Raw genomic sequence first — 14,081 nt, forward strand, 5'->3', positions numbered from 1 at the left:
ACCGCTTTCAGGTTTTCTTGAGGTCTCTTGGGGGACCATTGCTTTTATTGAGATGTCACGCGTGCCGCTTTGGTGAGCGCCTCAGGGCGCGGACACGCGGGACAAGAGGTTGCACTTCAGAGTTCGACCTCGACATCGGACAGCGGGGTCGAGCAGCAGATCAGGATCTTGCCCTGCTCGATCTCGCGTTTGCGGATGCCGCCGCCGTGCTGCATATCGACTTCGCCGGAGAGAAGTTTCGATTTGCAGGTGCCGCAGATGCCGCGCTGGCAGGAGGAGATGGGCAGAAGCCCGGCCTCCTTGGCCGCAGACAGAATGGTCATGCCGGGGCTGACCTCGACCACATGACCGGTTTTCGGGAAGCTCACGCGGAAGGTCTGACCGCTGATTTCGGGGGCTGCGGTGGGCTCTTCGATGGTCCCCGCCGTTTCCGCCCCGAAATCGAAGCTCTCCTCGAAATAGTTGTCCATGTTGAACCCGGCCTCGCGCAGCATGTCGCGCACGCCTTCCATGAAGCGCGCCGGACCGCAGCAGAACACTTTGCGCTCCTTGTAATCCGGCGACATCATGGCGAGCATCTGGATGTTCAGACGGCCGACATAGCCGCTCCAGGCGTGGCTGGCAGAGGTGGTGTCGACCGTCAGAGCCAGTTTCAGGGTCGGGTTCTGCATCGCCAGAAGCTCAAGCTCCTTGCGGAAGATCAGATCCGCAGGGGTCCGGGCCGCATGGACGAAATGCAGGTCGTAGGGTTCCGACAGATCGCAGGCCGTGCGGGTCATCGACATCAAGGGCGTGATGCCGCTGCCAGCGGAGATGAACAGAAGTTTCTCTTCCGCATTGGCGTCGGTGGTGAACTCCCCCGACGGGCCGATGACGTTCAGTTCCTTGCCCGGCAGCATGTTGTCATGCAGCCAGTTGGACCCCGGGCCGCCCGGGACGCGCTTGACCGTGATTTCGATCCGGTAAGGCCGCGCCGCCGAGGCGGAAATCGTGTAGCTGCGCGTGACCATGCCGTCGACCGGCAGTTCAAAGGTCATGTGCTGTCCCGGGTAGAACCGGAAGTCCCGCGGTTCGCGTGCCGAGAACACGAAGGTCTTCACGTCATGCGTTTCCTGCCGGACCTGGCGGCAGACGAGCGTGTCGTCCACCTCCGGGTCCCACAGAGGAACGCCCGTCGCTTCGGTCAGCTTCTCGTTGGTCGGTGCAGTCATTCCGCAGCCACCTTCTGGGTGTCGGCCTTGACGAAATAGTCGTTCAGACGGGCGATGTACCAGGCCGCGAAGGATTCGACATGCGGCTCGGTGTAGGGCGAGTACGGTCCCGGCTGATAGCCGGACATTTCCGCGCCCAGTTGCGCCAGACGAACGAGATCGGCGTCCTGCTGGTTGGTGTGGGTCCAGACCTTGGTGAGGTTGTCGAGGTCGTAATCCTCGCCTTCCACGGCGTCCTTGTGCACCAGCCAGGTGGTGCGCACGAGCGTGCGGTTTGGGGAGAGCGGCAGCACGGAGAAGGTCACGATGTGGTCGGACATGAAATGGTGCCAGGAGTTCGGGTGGGTCCAGAAGCTCAGACCGCCGAGTTTCGCGCCGGTGGTTTCGCGGCTGAAGTTACCCAAGAGTTTCTTGCAGGCCACTTTCGTGTCGACGGTGTGGCTTTCGCCTTCGCGCATCAACGGCAGGCGCATGGTGCGGAAGCCGGTGACATTGGCGAGGTGCTGTTCCTCGGAAGAGGGCAGGCCGCAGGCCGTCCAGCGGGCGTGGTTTTCCAGCACGTCACGCTCGTATTGCGCAACATCTTCGGCGCGGCGCTCGTCGAGCTCGTCCGGGGAGAAGCCGAAGCCGAATTCGGAGAGCGGCACGGTCAGTTCCGGGTGGTTGCCCTCGCAATGATAGCACTCGCGGTTGTTCTCGAGCGTCAGCTTCCAGTTGCCTTCTTCGATCAGCTCGGACTGGAACGCCACCTTGGTGTTCTTGACGTCATGCGGCGCGATGTATTTTTCCATCGTCTCGGCCATCAGGTCGATGTCCGCCGGCGCGTCCTTGGCGAGGCAGATGAAGATCAGACCCGCGATCGAGCGGACATGCACGGTGCGCAGGTTGTGGCAGTTCTTTTTGAAATCCTTGCCCATGTGCTCGGCCAGGATCAATTCGCCATCTTCGTTGTAGGTCCAGCCGTGGTAGCGGCAGACGATGTTGCCGATGGTGGTGGATTTCTGGTCGACAAGCTTGGCGCCGCGGTGACGGCAGACGTTGTGGAAGCCACGGATTTCCTCGTCGTCGCCGCGCAGCAGCAGGACAGAGACCGGCCCGATTTCGACGGTGATGCAATCGCCGGGTTCCGGCAGTTCCGGTTCGGTGCCGACGAAAATCCAGTTGTTGCCGAAGATCACCTCGATATCGAGATCGAGCACGTCCTGAGACGTGTAGAACGGGGCTTCGAGGCTTTTGTAAACCTCGCGACGTGCGACGAGCGCGGGGATGTCAATTGTATCACGCATGGAAATATACCTCGGCTACTGCGTGTGGCTGGGAGTGCGGTCTTTGACCGTTCGGGAACGGTTCAGAAGGCAAGGTGGTCAGACGTTGCCGTGGCAACGCTAAAGGATATTGAATTCAGGCCGTGCAGGGCGGCTGACGATCCGGCGCCTCGCCAAAGCGAGCTTGGCGGCACAGGGCCCGTGCATCTGCAAACAACAACCGACAAATCCGGGCTGCGAGCAGGCCCGGCATGGTGTCTTGCGAAGAACCAATGGTTCCGCACGCACCTGTCACGTGATGAGTTGACGAGGTGTGTTTCACCCTCATTCTCCCTGATGGTTGTTGCTGGCAGGTGACCTGCTCTTGCATTTCCCCCCGTTAATCGAAGGTGATCAGAGAGTGTTTTCTGAGAGTGAAATTCGCGGCAGAAAACTTAAGTCAATTTGCCGGTATCATTGCGACACAATGGCGCAAAAGGTCGCAAATTCCCTGCCCGGTTTTTCACATTGTGCCCTTAAAATATGCACAAGTCATTGGGTGGTCGTCGCGTCACTTCGGCTATTTTGTCATCCGAAGGTTGCAAAGTCCGGACGCGAATCGGCTCTCTCGCGTGTTTCTGCGTCGGAGCATCACTCGACTTGTGCACTTTTGAACCGCTCCCGATATTCGCGCGGTGTCAGGGAAAACTTGCGGACAAAGACCTTGCGCATCTGATCGTCGGAAGAAAACCCGACCTGGTGGGCAATGGTCTTGAGCGGCAGGTCGGTCTCCAGCAAAAGCGCCGTGGCGCGTTCGCAGCGGGCGTTAATCAGGTATTCCATCGGGCTGCGACCGATTTCCCGGGTGAAATGGCGCACGAAATTGCGCTCGCTCATCCCGGCGCGCCGGGCCAGGTCGAGCGTCACGATCTTCTGGTCGAGATTGCCGTGTATCCAGGTCCGAATATCCGCCATCCCGGCGCGGTTGGACATCTGTCCGGTCAAGAGCGAGCTGAATTGCGACTGACCGCCGGGGCGTTTGAGATACATCACCATGTCGCGGGCGACCGAGAGAGCAAGATCGCGGCCAAAATCCTGTTCGACGAAGGCGAGTGCCAAGTCAATGGCGGCGGTCACCCCGGCGGAGGTGTAAAGATTGCCCTCGTTGAGAAAGATCGCATCGGCATCGACCGAAATTTTCGGATAGCGATGCTGCAACAGATCCGCGACGCTCCAATGCGTGGTCGCCTTGCGCCCGTCCAGAAGCCCGGCCTCGGCGAGAAAGAAGGTTCCGGTGCACAGCGACGCGAAGCGGCGGCTCTCAGGCGCGTAGCGTCTGCACCAGTCGACGATCTCCGGGGTGTCGGCCAGTGCGCGTTCGATGTCGAGTGCGCCCGCGATCATCACCGTGTCCTCCGGCACGCACTCCGCCAGCGCCACTTCCGCCTGAAGCGACAACAGCGTCTCGGAGCAGACCGGTCCGGGGGTGGGGGTGACCAGGCGGGCGTCATAACGCGCCGGATGTTCGGCGGCGGCGAGATAGCGGTTGGCGGCGGTGAACACATTCATCGGGCCGACCGCTTCCATGCATTTGAACCCGGGATAGATGACGAGATCGACGCGGATCCGTGTCGAAGTAACGGGATGTCTCATGTGGGCTCCTTGGTTTGAGGGCGGCCAAACCGGGCCATGTTGCGTGGTGCTTGCGTGGTGCGGCGGACTCTGGGGGTCATTTGTCCGAATTCTGCCGAATGTCCAGATTGTGCTGCGTGCCGCGATGGGCGACAAGAGTGCAGAGCGATATTTTGGCAGAGCGGATCGCAGGGTTCGGCGTTTCTCTGCCAATATTGCCGTTTTTGAACGAAGAGGACGCGTTTATGAGAACGAAAGCCGCGGTTGCGCTTGAGGCCGGGAAACCGCTCGAGATAATGGAAGTGAACCTCGAAGGCCCGAAGAAGGGCGAGGTTCTGATCGAGATCAAGGCCACGGGTCTGTGTCACACCGACGAGTTCACCCGGTCGGGCGCCGATCCGGAGGGCATCTTCCCCTGCATCCTCGGCCACGAGGGCGCGGGCGTCGTGCTGGAGGTTGGCGAAGGCGTTACCACGCTGAAACCGGGCGATCACGTCATTCCGCTTTACACGCCCGAGTGCCGCGAATGCCCGTCCTGCCTCTCCGGCAAGACCAACCTCTGCACCGCGATCCGCAACACCCAGGGCCAGGGCCTGATGCCCGATGGCACCACGCGGTTTTCCATGCTCGATGGCACGCCGATCTACCACTACATGGGCTGCTCGACCTTCGCGAACCACACCGTCATGCCGGAGATTGCATTGGCCAAAGTGCGTGACGACGCGCCCTTCGACAAGATCTGCTACATCGGCTGCGGCGTGACCACCGGCATCGGTGCGGTGATCAACACCGCGGGCGTCGAGATCGGCGCGACCGCCGCTGTGTTCGGTCTGGGCGGCATCGGTCTCAACGTCATTCAGGGCCTGCGCATGGCCGGGGCCGATATGATCATCGGTGTCGACCTGAACGATGACAAAGAGGGGATGGCCCGCAAATTCGGCCTGACCCATTTCATCAACCCGACGAAAATCGAAGGCACCGTGGTCGAGGAAATCGTCAACCTGACCAAACGTGGCGCGGATCAGATCGGCGGCGTGGACTATTCCTTCGATGCGACCGGCAACGTCAAGGTGATGCGCGACGCGCTGGAATGTTCGCACCGGGGCTGGGGCGTGTCCGTGGTGATCGGCGTGGCGCCGTCCGGGGCGGAGATTTCCACGCGTCCGTTCCAGTTGGTCACGGGCCGCGTCTGGAAAGGCACGGCGTTCGGCGGCGCGAAAGGCCGCACCGATGTGCCGAAATTCGTCGACTGGTACATGGACGGCAAGATCGAGATCGACCCGATGATCACGCACAAGCTGAAGCTTGAAGAGATCAACCACGGCTTCGATCTGATGCATGAGGGCAAGTCGATCCGCGCTGTCGTCGAGTTTTAAACGCTCAGCGGCAAACGGGTCCCTCCCTCGGGCGTCATGTGAGACGGTCATGGGGAGGGACGCTCGGTGAATATGAAAAACATGGCCACAGCCGGCTTGGGCCGCGCTGTGGATCAAGGCGTTTGCACGTGCTGGACACGTCTTGCCGCAATTCCATTTGTGCATGTCGATGTTATGAATGCCGCGCTTCTGGCCCTGTGATACTTCTGAGCATGGCGCAACGTCGATGCACGCCCCGCCCGGGACAGTGCAAATGGAGTGAAGAGAGGAGAATTCGATGAGTCTGAATCTGTTGATCGGTGGTGCAGATGTCCCGTCCGAAGGGGCGCGCACGTATGAACGTATGGACCCGGTGACGGGGGATGTGGCGACGGTGGCCGCCGCCGCCTCTGTCGGGGACGCGCTCAAGGCCGTGTCCAGCGCGCAGGCGGCCTTTGCCGAATGGTCGGCGATGGGGCCGGAGGTGCGTCGCGCGGTTCTGGTCAAGGCCGGGGACATCATGGAGGCCCGCGCGGATGCGTTTGTCGACGCGATGGTGAGGGAGACCGGCGCGACGGCGATCTGGGCCGGGTTCAACGTGCATCTCGCCGCCGGCATGCTGCGCGAAGCGGGCGCGATGACGACGCAGATCGGCGGCGAGGTGATCCCGTCGAACAAACCGGGCACACTGGCGATGGCGGTCGCGAAACCGCGTGGCGTTTGCCTCGGGATCGCACCGTGGAACGCGCCGGTGATCCTGGGCACGCGGGCGGTGGCGACTGCTCTGGCCTGTGGCAATACGGTTGTGCTCAAGTCCTCCGAGATGTGCCCGAAAGTGCATCGTCTGATCGGCGAATGCCTTGTGGAAGCGGGGCTTCCGGCAGGCGCGATCAATGTGATTTCCAACGCGCCGGAGGACGCCGCGAAGGTGGTCAAGGCTCTGATCGAGGCGCCCGAAGTGCGTCACGTCAACTTCACCGGCTCGACCGGTGTGGGACGCATTATTGGCCGTCTGGCGGGCGAAAACCTCAAACCAGCGCTTCTTGAGCTGGGCGGTAAGGCACCGTTTGTGGTGCTGGAAGATGCCGATCTCGAGGGCGCTGTGAACGCGGCGATCTTTGGCTCGTTCATGAACCAGGGCCAGATCTGCATGTCGACCGAACGCATCATCGTGGTCGAGGCCGTGGCCGACGCGTTCATCGAAAAACTCGCCGCCAAGGCCGCGCGCCTGCCCTATGGCAACCCGCGCGAGAAGGTCGTTTTGGGCTCTCTGGTGACGGAAGCGGCGGCGGAAAAGATGGATGCGCTGATTGCGGACGCGACCTCGAAAGGCGCGAAACTCGTGGCCGGTGGTGCGCGGGACGGCGCGATCCACTCGGCTACACTTCTTGATGGTGTGACCTCCGACATGCGCATCTATGGCGAGGAAAGCTTTGGGCCGGTGAAGTCCATCATCCGGGTGAAGGACGCGGACGAGGCCATCGCGGTCGCCAACGACACCGAATACGGGCTGTCGGCGGCAGTGTTCTCGCAGGACATCACCAAGGCGATGGACGCCGCCAACCGCATCCAGAGCGGCATCTGTCACATCAACGGGCCGACGGTGTCGGACGAGCCGCAAATGCCGTTCGGCGGCGTGAAGGACTCCGGCTTCGGTCGCTTCGGCGGCAAGCTTGGGGTCGCGGAATTCACCGTCACGCGCTGGATTACCATTGAGGATCCAAAGCAGCACTATCCGTTCTGAGCCTTTTCCAAGAGGTGAAAGCGCAGAAGACGGCAGGTATATCCTGACCGTCTTTTCTGCGCTGCATCGGTGCTATCAAAGAAAAATTACAATTTAAACAATGTCTTGCTGCGATGCGGCCCCCGAACGGTTGAAATTTTCACGCATCCGTGTAGGTTATGATGCAGGGTCCACGCGGCGGACCTGCTCGGTTTCGATGGCCTTCCAAGAAGCTTTCCGACCGACCCGCATTGCGCGACACCGGATCTGATTTCGGGCTCATGCCTGTTTCTCCGGCCTGTCTTTTCCCCTTGCCGCGCGGTCCGTGACGGACGGGTGGGGCGCGCCGAGATTTGAAGAGAAGACCTGAGTAAGAGCACCCGAAGGAGCTCCCGATCAAGGATTCAATGCCCTATACCCCGCCGCAGCCCCTGCGCCGCCTCACCGTTCTCGGTGCCGGTAGCTGGGGCACTGCGCTCGCCTCCGTTCTGGGCCGAAACGGTCACGATGTCCGCCTCTGGGCACGTCGTCCCGCTCTGGCCGAACGGATCACTGCAACCTCCCGGAATGACGATTACCTTGCGGATGTCGACCTTCCCGGTGGGCTCATCGCGACCTCCGACTTGAACGCCGCGCTGACCGGGACCGAAGCGGTTCTGATGGTCACCCCTTCGGCGACATTGCGCGCCATGTGTCAGGCGATCAAGCCGCACCTGCCCGAAGCCGTGCCGATTGCGCTGGCCTGCAAGGGCGTCGAGCGGCGCAGCGGTTATCTGCTGTCCGAGGTCGTGTCAGAGGAATTACCCGGGCATCCGGTCGGTGCGGTGTCCGGACCCACCTTTGCCCGCGAAACTGCCCTCGACCATCCGACGGCGGCCACGGTGGCTTTTCCGTTTTCCTATCGGGACCGTCTTGCGCCGGAGAAAAGCCCGGCGGCGCGGCTGGCCCTCTCGCTCTCCGGCGGCGGGTTCCGGCCCTACGTGTCCGACGATCTGGTCGGTGTCGAGGTTGGCGGCGCGGTCAAGAATGTGATTGCCATTGCCTGTGGCATGATGTCGGGCGCGGGCTTTGCCGAAAACACCCGCGCGGCGCTGATCACGCGGGGTATCGACGAGATGAAGCTTCTGGCGCAGGCGCTGGGGGGCAAGCGTGAAACCGTCACCGGGCTTTCGGGCGCGGGCGATCTGACGCTCACCTGTAGTTCCACCACTTCGCGCAACATGTCACTGGGCTATCAGCTTGGCCAAGGCACACCACGCCCCTCCTGTTTTGAAGGACGGCCCGTGGTGGTTGAGGGTGAGGTGAATGCCGTCTCGGTCACCGATCTGGCGCATCGCATCGGGGTTCCCATGCCGATCTGCGAGACGGTGAATGCTGTGCTACATAAAGGTGCCGACCTGCAAGAGGCGTTCAACGCGCTCTGGACCCGTCCGATCGAGGCCGAACCCTATGCGCTCGATCTCTCGCTCGCGCATCCTTCGCCCGACCTTCCATTGCAATTCGGAGTGAACTGAAAATGAATGTTCATGTTTCCCCGCGCCCGGCCATCGCCGCGCGCCGCTTTACCCTTGCGACCGATCTCGATGGCACGTTTCTCGGTGGAACGGACGCCGAGCGGACCACGCTCTACGACTGGATCGAAGCCAATCGCGACACCGTGGGGCTGATCTTCGTGACCGGACGCGATCCCGAGTTCATCATGGAGATGTGTCGCGAATGCGGCCTGCCATGGCCGGAATATGTCGTGGGCGATGTCGGCACCACGATTGCCCATGTGCGCGAGGATGGCCATGTGGAACCGATCCCGGCGCTCGAAGAAGATATTGCCGCACGCTGGAACGACGCCGGGCCGCGGGTGCGCGATGCGCTCGACGGATTGCCGGGGCTGAAGCTGCAACCGACCGCGTTTCGCTATCGCGTGAGTTACGATCTGACACCCCTCAAATATGACAACGTGGCCGAAGCGCGGGTGGAGGAGATGGGGCTCGACTGGCTCATTTCCGACAATCGCTATTTCGATGTTCTGCCGAAAGGCGTCTCAAAGGGACCGTCGATCAAACGTCTGATCGCGCATCTGGGCATCCCGGAGGCGCGTGTGCTCTGCGCGGGCGATACGCTCAACGACTTTTCCATGCTTGCAAGCGGTCTGCCCGCCGTCGCTGTGGGCAATTCCGAAACTGCGCTCAAATCGCGGCTCGAAGGTCAGGGGACGGTCTACCATGCCAGTGCGCATGGCGCCGCCGGGATCCTTGAGGCCATCGCCGCACTCGATCTTCATGAGACACCGAAAGGAGACTGACCCATGCCGTCCGATCTGGTGATCGTTTACCACCGCCAGCCCTACGAAGAAGTCGAGGTGAATGGCAAAATAGAATATCGCGAAAACAAGAGCCCCAATGGCATCGTTCCGACGCTCAAGAGTTTCTTCGGCCGGTTCGACAAGGGGGCGTGGATCGCGTGGAAGCATGCCGAAGACCCGGCGAAGCCTGAATTCGAACGTGTGATCGAGATTGACGACGCCTATGGCAAATACACCGTCTCGCGCCTGCCTCTGACGCCGGAACAGGTGACGAGTTTCTATCATGTGTCGTCGAAAGAGGCATTCTGGCCGATCCTGCATGGTTTCAAGGAGCGCTACAATTACGACCCGGTCGACTGGCCGACCTTTCGCGAGGTGAACTGGGCCTTTGCCGAGGCCGCAGCCGCCGAGGCCGCGCCGGGGGCTGTCGTGTGGATTCACGATTACAACCTGTGGCTCGTGCCCGGTTATCTGCGGACGCTGCGTCCGGATGTGAAGATCAGCTTTTTCCATCACACGCCGTTCCCGAGCGCCGATATTTTCAACGTGCTGCCGTGGCGCAAGGAGATTTTGGAGAGCCTTCTGGCCTGCGATGTCGTGGGGTTCCACATTCCGCGTTACGTGAACAATTTCGTCTCTGCGGCGCGCTCGCTTCTCGAAGTCGAGACGCTCAAGCGCGAAAAGGTGAAGCCGGAACTGGCCGCCGAAACTTCGGCGCTTTCCGAGCAATCCGTGGTCACCGAGATCGGCTATGAGGACCGCACCATCCGGCTTCAGGCCAGCCCCGTCGGCGTCGATGTGTCCTACATCGAAGAGGTCGCCGCGCGTGAGGAAACCGCCCGTAAGGTCAAAGCGATCTATTCCGAGCTGGGGGAGGCGAAACTGATCCTCTCCGTCGGACGCACCGATTACACCAAGGGCGGGATCGAGCAGCTCGAAAGTTTCGAACGGCTTCTTGAAGCCCGGCCCGATTTGCGCGGCAAGGTGCGGCTGATGCATGTGTCCGTGGCCGCGAATTCCAACATGACCGCTTATGAGGAAATCCAGCAGGCGCTGGAACAGCTCGCCGGGCGGATCAACGGGCGTTACGGGTCCTTTGACTGGCAACCTATTGCTCTGATCTCAAGGCCGGTGAAATTCACCGATCTCGTGGCCTATTATCGCGCCGCCGATGTTGCCTGGATTACGCCGCTGGCCGACGGGATGAACCTTGTGTGCAAGGAATTCTGTGCCGCGCGCACCGATGGCGACGGGGTGCTGGTGCTCTCCGAATTCGCCGGTGCCGCGGTCGAACTGGCCGCCGCCGTGCCGACCAATCCGTTCTCGCACAAGTCGATGGACGGGGCGATCCAGTTCGCACTGGATATGGCGCCTGAGGATCGCAAGGGCCGGATGAAGGCCAATCGCCAGATGGTCGTGAAACAGGACATCCGGTTCTGGGCGGAGGATCAGATGCAGGCTTTCGGATCGGGTGTCCTGCCCGCGCTGGCATCCCCGGCGGCATGAAAAGGAACGCTTTCGCGCCCCTTTTCCGCGACCTTGGATGATTACGCGAACTCGGGCCGCTCGCGTTTCATCTTGCGTACCATGGCATCGAACAGCAGCGTCGCGAATGCGGCGTTGTCCTTGAGGCGCTGGGCATCTGCGGCGCATTTTTCCTTGATCGCTTCCGGCAATTGCACATTCGGCCCGGGGATCGCCGCAGCCGCGCATTGGATTTCGGCGGCGCGCTGTACGGTCCACAAAAGGAAAAAGGTCAGTGGAATATCGGCTTCGCAGACCGCAATACCGTGGTTCCTGAGCACCAGAACGTGTTTGTCGCCGAGGGCTTCGAGCATGCGGTCGCGCTCTTCGTCGTAGATCGTGATGCCTTCGAAAGCGTGATAACCGACCCGACCGTAAAGCTGCGCGCCGTTGAAATTGTTATGGTCGATCATCGCTTCTTTCATCACGATGGCGGAGATCGGGGTGGTGTGCGTATGGGCGATACATCCCACATCCGGGCGGTGTTCGTGAATCACGCCATGAAGCGCAAAGCCAGCCGGGTTGGGCTTGTAGGGACTTTCGCGCTTGAGCTTGCCATCGACGCCGACGACCAGAAGATTCTCCGGTGTCACCTCGTCGTAATGCAGCCCCATCGGGTTCACCAGATAGGCATGTTCCTCGCCGGGGAGCCGCACGGAAATGTGGTTGAAGATCAGTTCAGTCCAGCCGAGATAGCTCACCAGATGATAGAAATCGGCAAGCTGGACGCGCAGCTCGGCTTCGGTCATGCCCGCCATGGGGCTTGCATCCTTGGTCACGGTCGAGGTTGTGTTCATGACTTATCCTTTCGGAGACGCGGTGTGGGTGAGAAGCCCGTCGAGTGCCGCAGGCAGGGCGGCCCCGGGCAGGGGGAGAATGGGATGGGTTTCGACCTCCGCGATCAGACCCGCGAGAAGCGGCATATCCATCCCGTCGCGACGTGAGAGCGCGAGAGGCGCGCGGCAGATCGCATCCAGCTCGAGCGCCCGCCCGGCTTGCGCATCCTGAAGCATCGAGGTCGGGAACGATCCCGCGTCGATCATGAGATCGACCAGCCAGTCATTGCCGGGCAGATCGAACCCCCGGATGGTGGCCCAGTTGCGAAAATCGGTGGCAAGCCGTGTGGCGATCTCGCGCAGCAGCGGCGTCTGACCGACCTCTTCGAGCATCGCACCGCTCAGGGCGGTCAATGGGTTGGTGGCGAGGTTGGCGAGGAGTTTGACAAGCACCTTCTGGCGAATGTCCTCGCTCAGATCGGTGCGCACCCCGCCAGCTTCCAGCACCTCGATCAGAGCGTCGATGCGGGGTTTGTCCGCTCCTTCGGTGACCGGCCCGAGGCTCAGGGTCGGTGTGTTCGATGAGAGTGCACGATCTCCCTCCATCCGCACGGTCATCAGAAGCACGGCGCCCAGAATTTGCCTCGGCGACAGCAGCGCGGCGAGATCGCCCGCCGGGTCGAGATGGGGGATGTCGCCCATGTCATGGGGTGTTGCGAAGAACCAGAAGGGCAGGCCGTTGACCATCGGAATGACCAATGTGTCCGGTCCGATCCCCGCCGCGTTGTCGCGTACCGCGGCGGCAAGGCTTTGCGATTTCACACAGAGAAAGACCGCATCCATCGGTCGGGTCAATCTGGCCACCGTTTCGGGTCTGGCGTGGAGCACATCGCCCCGGTCATCCAGAGTGACGCCGCTCGTCCGGACCTCGGCAAGCCGTGCGCCACGGGCGACAAGATGCACTTGCGCGCCGGAGCGTGACAAAAGCGCCGCCATGGCGGTGCCGATATTGCCCGCGCCGATCACGGCGATGTCGAAGGGGTGCGTTGTCATGGTGTTTTGTTCGGTTGTGCAGACAAGCCTCGGCCATCCGCCCGAAAGGCGTTCGTGAGGCTGTTCCGCTGTGGGAGGAAGGGCCCGGTTCCCCGGACCCTGTTTCGGATTATTCCGCCGAGAGCTTGGCGATCTCGGAGAGCATCATTTCATAGGCCGCCGGGCCATCGACGCCGGTTTCCGACACTTGCGAGAGTTTCGCGTCGATGATCGGCTGAAGGTCTTCTTTCCACGCGGCCATCTGTTCCTCGGTTGCGGGGGTGACGGCAATCTTGCCTTCCATTGCCGCAAGCCCCGCCGCATCGACGCGGTCCCACATCTGGCCGGCCATGCGGGACAGATGCTCGCCGGTCACGCTGTCGATCGCCGCCTGCTGTTCGGGCGTCAGGCTGTCGTATTTCGCCTTGTTCATGACGATGTAGAAAGAGGTGTTGTAGAGTCCGCCGGGCACGGAGACGCCGATGTCGAGCTGCGGGATCAGGCCGAAGAAGCTGACCGATTCATAGGGGAACAGGATGCCGTCGGCGACCCCCTGGGACAAAAGTTCATAGGCTTTCGAGGACGGGCCTTCGACCGGCACGGCGCCGAGTTTCGTGGCGATCTCGTGCACGATGCCGCCGCCGACCCGGATTTTCTGCCCCTTCATCAGATCGACTGCCGTCGGATCGGTGTCTTTCAGGAAAATCTCGCCCGGGCCGTGAGTGAAAACCGCAAGCACCTTGACCTGATCGTATTCGCCCGCGTCCTTGAGCATCGCGTCCCAGGTGCGCCAATAGGCGACAGAGGTCACTTCGGCGCTGTCGCTCAGAAAGGGAATCTCGGCGATGTTGGTGGTCTTGAACCGGCCCGGCGTATAGCCCTGCACGGAGAAGGTGATGTCGGCCACGCCATTCACCGCGAAATCGAAATGCGCCCCCGGCGGCCCGAGCGGGGCGGGCAGGATATTGGCGACCACTTCGCCGCCGGTGGCCTCTGCGATTTCCTCGGTCATCGGCACGATCACTTCGGAGACGAGCGGGTGCGACGGCGGCAACCAGTTCGCGACTGTCAGCACGGTTTCGGCGAAAGACGGGCCTGCGAGCAGAAGCGACAGTGCGGTTGCGGGCAATAGGTGTTTCATGTGGTTTCCCTGATGCGTGTGTGTGCCCCGTCGTTGCAGGGCTTTTGACGTTCCGGTCTCTGTGGACGGAATTAAGTGAATATTACGACAGATGGGCTTCAGGGGAAGAGGGGATGTCACTCTGTGCTGTAATTTCCCAATCTG

General features: G+C 61.6%; 11 protein-coding genes. 5 read left to right on the plus strand and 6 right to left on the minus strand.

What is annotated here, in order from left to right; translation table 11 throughout:
• Positions 1-116: 116 nt before the first annotated feature.
• The 3 genes from CEW89_RS15845 to CEW89_RS15855 form a co-directional block, all read right to left on the minus strand.
• Complete coding sequence (locus CEW89_RS15845) at positions 117-1,211, minus strand: FAD-binding oxidoreductase (RefSeq protein WP_066703703.1); 1,095 nt, start codon at positions 1,209-1,211, stop codon at positions 117-119.
• Complete coding sequence (locus CEW89_RS15850) at positions 1,208-2,497, minus strand: aromatic ring-hydroxylating oxygenase subunit alpha (protein WP_096806549.1); 1,290 nt, start codon at positions 2,495-2,497, stop codon at positions 1,208-1,210. Before CEW89_RS15850 ends, CEW89_RS15845 begins: the two co-directional genes overlap by 4 nt.
• Positions 2,498-3,106: 609 nt before the next feature.
• Positions 3,107-4,108 carry a GlxA family transcriptional regulator gene (locus CEW89_RS15855; RefSeq protein WP_096806550.1) on the minus strand — a complete coding sequence of 334 codons (1,002 nt, stop codon included), beginning with the start codon at positions 4,106-4,108 and terminating at the stop codon, positions 3,107-3,109.
• Positions 4,109-4,332: 224 nt separating this feature from the next.
• Here CEW89_RS15855 and CEW89_RS15860 point away from each other — a divergent pair, with 224 nt between their 5' ends.
• The 5 genes from CEW89_RS15860 to ggpS all read left to right on the plus strand — a co-directional run bounded on the left by CEW89_RS15860 (position 4,333) and on the right by ggpS (position 10,970).
• Positions 4,333-5,463, plus strand: coding sequence for an S-(hydroxymethyl)glutathione dehydrogenase/class III alcohol dehydrogenase (locus tag CEW89_RS15860; protein WP_096806244.1), 1,131 nt, complete (start codon positions 4,333-4,335; stop codon positions 5,461-5,463).
• 277 nt (positions 5,464-5,740) lie between these two features.
• Entirely contained in the window at positions 5,741-7,186 is a 1,446-nt protein-coding gene (locus CEW89_RS15865) for an aldehyde dehydrogenase (RefSeq protein ID WP_096806551.1), read from the plus strand.
• A gap of 386 nt (positions 7,187-7,572) precedes the next feature.
• Complete coding sequence (locus tag CEW89_RS15870) at positions 7,573-8,679, plus strand: NAD(P)H-dependent glycerol-3-phosphate dehydrogenase (RefSeq protein ID WP_096806552.1); 1,107 nt, start codon at positions 7,573-7,575, stop codon at positions 8,677-8,679.
• Positions 8,680-8,681: 2 nt separating this feature from the next.
• Positions 8,682-9,464: an HAD family hydrolase gene (locus CEW89_RS15875; protein WP_096806553.1), complete on the plus strand. Its 783-nt coding sequence runs from the start codon at positions 8,682-8,684 to the stop codon at positions 9,462-9,464.
• Between the two features lie 3 nt (positions 9,465-9,467).
• On the plus strand, positions 9,468-10,970 hold the full coding sequence (gene ggpS / locus CEW89_RS15880) for a glucosylglycerol-phosphate synthase (protein WP_096806554.1): 1,503 nt from the start codon (positions 9,468-9,470) through the stop codon (positions 10,968-10,970).
• 41 nt (positions 10,971-11,011) lie between these two features.
• On the opposite strand, the gene CEW89_RS15885 is transcribed toward ggpS, so the two are convergent.
• The 3 genes from CEW89_RS15885 to CEW89_RS15895 all read right to left on the minus strand — a co-directional run bounded on the left by CEW89_RS15885 (position 11,012) and on the right by CEW89_RS15895 (position 13,937).
• Positions 11,012-11,785 (minus strand): class II aldolase/adducin family protein, encoded by a 774-nt coding sequence (locus tag CEW89_RS15885; protein ID WP_198403442.1) that lies wholly within the window; start codon positions 11,783-11,785, stop codon positions 11,012-11,014.
• A 3-nt stretch (positions 11,786-11,788) separates the two neighbouring features.
• Positions 11,789-12,817, minus strand: coding sequence for a ketopantoate reductase family protein (locus tag CEW89_RS15890; protein ID WP_096806555.1), 1,029 nt, complete (start codon positions 12,815-12,817; stop codon positions 11,789-11,791).
• Positions 12,818-12,926: 109 nt separating this feature from the next.
• Entirely contained in the window at positions 12,927-13,937 is a 1,011-nt protein-coding gene (locus tag CEW89_RS15895; RefSeq protein WP_066702151.1) for a TRAP transporter substrate-binding protein, read from the minus strand.
• Positions 13,938-14,081 lie beyond the last annotated feature (144 nt).

This window comes from Celeribacter ethanolicus, assembly GCF_002407265.1.
GTDB lineage: Bacteria > Pseudomonadota > Alphaproteobacteria > Rhodobacterales > Rhodobacteraceae > Celeribacter > Celeribacter ethanolicus.